The organism is Christiangramia qingdaonensis (genome assembly GCF_048381525.1).
Lineage (GTDB): Bacteria > Bacteroidota > Bacteroidia > Flavobacteriales > Flavobacteriaceae > Christiangramia.
Window position 1 is genome coordinate 1,245,266 of the sequence record NZ_JBLWIM010000012.1, and the last position, 3,963, is coordinate 1,249,228.

At 38.3% G+C, this 3,963-nt stretch carries 5 protein-coding genes; 4 read left to right on the plus strand and 1 reads right to left on the minus strand.

What is annotated here, in order from left to right:
- The first annotated feature begins 4 nt into the window (after window positions 1-4).
- The 3 genes from ACNI3T_RS10655 (at window position 5) to ACNI3T_RS10665 (ending at window position 2,342) form a co-directional block, all read left to right on the plus strand.
- Window positions 5-442: an Lrp/AsnC family transcriptional regulator gene (locus ACNI3T_RS10655; protein ID WP_322300898.1), complete on the plus strand. Its 438-nt coding sequence runs from the start codon at window positions 5-7 to the stop codon at window positions 440-442.
- A 195-nt stretch (window positions 443-637) separates the two neighbouring features.
- Window positions 638-838: a DUF1328 domain-containing protein gene (locus ACNI3T_RS10660; RefSeq protein WP_026914415.1), complete on the plus strand. Its 201-nt coding sequence runs from the start codon at window positions 638-640 to the stop codon at window positions 836-838.
- A 103-nt stretch (window positions 839-941) separates the two neighbouring features.
- Window positions 942-2,342: a hypothetical protein gene (locus ACNI3T_RS10665; protein ID WP_418227766.1), complete on the plus strand. Its 1,401-nt coding sequence runs from the start codon at window positions 942-944 to the stop codon at window positions 2,340-2,342.
- On the opposite strand, the gene ACNI3T_RS10670 is transcribed toward ACNI3T_RS10665, so the two are convergent.
- On the minus strand, window positions 2,339-3,544 hold the full coding sequence (locus tag ACNI3T_RS10670; protein ID WP_418227767.1) for an MDR family MFS transporter: 1,206 nt from the start codon (window positions 3,542-3,544) through the stop codon (window positions 2,339-2,341). The two genes, ACNI3T_RS10665 and ACNI3T_RS10670, sit on opposite strands and share 4 nt — an antisense overlap.
- A 73-nt stretch (window positions 3,545-3,617) precedes the next feature.
- Here ACNI3T_RS10670 and ACNI3T_RS10675 point away from each other — a divergent pair.
- Window positions 3,618-3,963 (plus strand): DUF1684 domain-containing protein (locus ACNI3T_RS10675; RefSeq protein ID WP_418227768.1); only part of this gene is annotated, 346 nt, incomplete at its 3' end.

Here is a 3,963-nt window from a genome sequence, read left to right on the forward strand (position 1 = left end):
AAATATGGTTGACAAATTGAACTGGGCAATCCTGCAGGAATTACAAATAGATGCGAGAGCTTCGTTTTCAGAGATAGGAAGAAAAGTGGGGTTGAGTTCACCGGCTGTTGCTGAAAGAATGAAGAAAATGGAAGATGCGGGGGTGATAAATTCCTATAAAGTCAATATCAGTCACCAGAAGACCGGATATCAACTAAGGGCGGTAATTACTTTGCGCGCATTTACAGGAAGATTAAAAGCATTTTTAGAAACCGTTCCAACCTACAAAGAGGTGCTCAATTGTTATCGTATAACTGGTAACGAAAATATAATTATGGAGGTGATCTTAAAAGATCAGGTGCACCTGGAAAAGCTCATTGATCAATTAATCACCTATGGGGAAACCAGAACTCATATCATACTTTCCAAAGTTGTGGACGATGCGCCAATACTACCACGATAAGAATATTTAGTTTACCAGCAGATCTAAACGAGCCAGAAAAAACTGTTAAAATAATGACTTTCAATTCTTTCTGTTAACACTTTAATTTGAGAATACCCGGTTCTTAGTTAAAAAGATTCCAATTGTAATTTTGTTAGGACAATATAATGAGATTCGTACTTAAATTTGTATCAAACAAAACAAGTAAAAAGTATCATGAGAAAGAAAGCACTATTATTTTTAGTTCTTGCAGCAGTAACAGGATTAGTTGGATTTACCGGATTATCATTTTCCGGAATTGAAGTAGTTAGAATAATGTTCCTGATTTTTGCAGACCTACTGGTGATTTCTCTTATGGCGAAATTATTTTTTCCGGAGAAACCAAAAATGAAATATCAGCCAGTAAAAAGGAGATAAAAGACACATTCAAAGTACCCCAACCCGTAAGTTTATTGCTTACGGGTTTTTTTATGGAATAATTCGTGATGCAAATATTATATTTAACAATATTCGAACACCTATGAAAAGACTTCTACTATACATCTTCTTCCTAACACTCCCTCTTTTAATGGTAGGACAGGAGATGAGAATCGCCAAAGGCAATGTTACTAAAGGCATTAATATTCCTGGATCCAAAGGTGAAACTTTCGCAGTTTATACCCCTTCACAATATTCTCAGGATAAAAAATGGCCGGTTATTTTTATTTTTGACCCAAAAGGAAGGGCGACTAGCACAGCAAATCTTTTTCGACCGGCTGCGGAAGATCAGGGGTATATAATTGCAGCCCTGGAACTCGATTTAAAATCTAAGTCTCTGGATAGTGTAATAAATACCTCAGTATCCATGATGAACGTAGTAACAGGAACTTTAGGAATTGATCCTGAGCAAATCTATTTTGCAGGTATGGCAGAAGGGGCACAGATCGCCTCTGCCCTTACTCTAATGAATAGAAACATGGCTGGAATCCTTGCCATTAATAACTCATTCGTCAATCCAAAATTTGTGAATGATCAGGAGCCATATATGTTTATTGGAATAGGAGCAAGTCAGGATTATATGGTTTACGAAATGGAAAGCTATCTTAAATTCTATGACAAGCGAGATTTCCCAACGGAGATCTATTATTTTGACGGTAAGGAGAATGATTGGCCATCCAGTGCAGTCATCTATAATGCAGTTTCCGGTTTCACGCTACAAGCAGTAAAGGATGGTACAAGACAGGCAGATAAGGATTTCATTTCTAAATTATACCAGCAGGAACTGGATTATGTGGAAAGTCTGAGGCGAACAAGGAATTACTATTCTGCGTACGAGAACCTGGAGAGAATGAAAGAAAAGTATGCAGAATTTGATTACGAAGACGAAGTGAAAGATCGAATGAAAGAGGTAAGGCGTACCAGGGGTTATTCGGCTCAGAAAAGAGATTTTAAACAGGCAGTTTCCTATGAGCGCGAACAACAGGCAGAGTATGAGTACCTTTTAACTTCAGATGTGATGACGCAAAACTTTCAAAATATCGGTTGGTGGGCGTACCAAATGGATGGTCTGGAGAAACTTCAGAATAGTTCTGAAAAGGCAAAAGTTGATATGGCTTACAGGTTGAAGGGGTATCTGGACTTTCTCTCCAAGCGACAGTTCGATGATATCATGAAATCCAATGCAGGAATTGATGCCAGAATTTTTATAAGTGTTTTAAGAACAGCAATCAACAAAGAAGACCCTGAAGCCTATTTCAAAATTATATCACTGGCTTCTTTGGATGGGGATGCTGAAACGGCTCTTTTGTACCTGGAAGATCTTCTGAAGACCGGTTACGATGACTATGAAAGATTGTATTCCATCGATGGAACTCTGGATTTGAAATTCTCTGAAGAATACAATGCGATCATTCAGAAGTATCTCAAAAAATCGAAATATTAAGCTATTTCGTTAATCAGAAATTTCTTCAGAAGCATTAGTAACAGAATGCATATAACGGCGAGCCCCATCATAGTATACCAAGTGAAGTCGTAACCAAAATTATCGATTAATTGCATTCCGGAGTTATGTCCAAAAATATGGCTGACTGAAAAGGCGATACTATAGAGCGCCATGTAACTGCCACGTTTTTTGCCTTGAGATCTAATAAGAGCAAAAGAGTTAGAAAATGGAAAAGCGATCATTTCTCCAATAGTAACCAGAAGCATCCCAACAATTATAATACCTACCCAACCGGTAAGGTTTATGACCAGAAAACTTAATGCGGTTAGGAAGGCGCCGAATATGACATAATTCAACGTTCCTAAATTTCGGGTTTCCAAGTACTTGATCAGCGGCATTTCAAACAGGAATATAAAGAACCCATTCAGTCCCAGTATAAGTCCGATTTCGAGTTCGCTCAGTTGATGCACTTCGGAATAGTAAAGTGGCACCGTAGAGAAATACTGGATAAATACCAGTCCGAACAGCATTAGTGCTACTATGAATACCCAATACAGTTTATCCTGGTATGCAGAAGCGGTATTGGTAATCTCCTCTTCAGGTTCTTCTACAGCACGCTTAGGATGAAGTAGTTTTAACAATAGGACACCTGCAAACAGGCATGTAATACCATCTACCCAGAATAATCCATCATATCCAGCAGTAGCTATAATTAAACCTCCCAGCGCTGGTCCTGCGGAAAACCCCAGATTTATCGCCAGTCTTATTAATGTTAGAGATCTTGTTCTGTTCTGCGGTTTGCTATAGGCGCTTATCGCAACAAACACTGCAGGTCTGAAGATATCTGCTATAGACATGACCAGGTAAATTCCAAGGCAGAACGTCCAGAAATCCTGAGGAAACTGAAGTAGAACGAATAATACAGAGCTACCAATCAAACTACCAGCCATGGTTTTATAATGCCCGAAAATATCTGTTAGCTTACCGCCCAGAAAAGAGCCAGTTACAGATCCCAGCCCAAAGAATGTGAGTATCCATCCTACCTGCTCCAGGCTGAAACCCTGACTCTTGGTTAAATACAGAGAAAGAAAAGGAATTACCATAGTTCCTGCTCTATTAATCAGGGTTATCAAAGCCAGTAGCCAGATTTCTTTTCTTAGTCCAGAGAACGAATCGATATAGGATGCAAATAACTTTTTCATAGAATTGATAAGCCTCAAAATTAGTTCAATTTTTCTGGTAGATATTGGTTATTTTGGGAATTAAATACATCACATGTCTTCACTCAGAAATATCTTTTTTATCCTTATTCTTTGCATATCCTCTTTGTTACATGCACAAATGCCGGAAGCTGTAAAAGCTTCGGAAGAGTATCGAGTGCAAATGAATGAAGATTTTAGAGATCCCGAAGAATCTCCACTGGAAAAGGAAGACCTGGAAAATTTTGATGGGCTGGAATTTTTCACAATCGATACTGCCTATATCGTTGAAGCAGAATTTGTTAGAACTCCATCGGAATCTCCTTTTGAAATGCAGACAAGCACTTCCAGAACTTCAACTTATGTAAAATATGGAGAGCTTTATTTTAACCTGAAGGGAAAAGAATTTATGCTGAATCTGT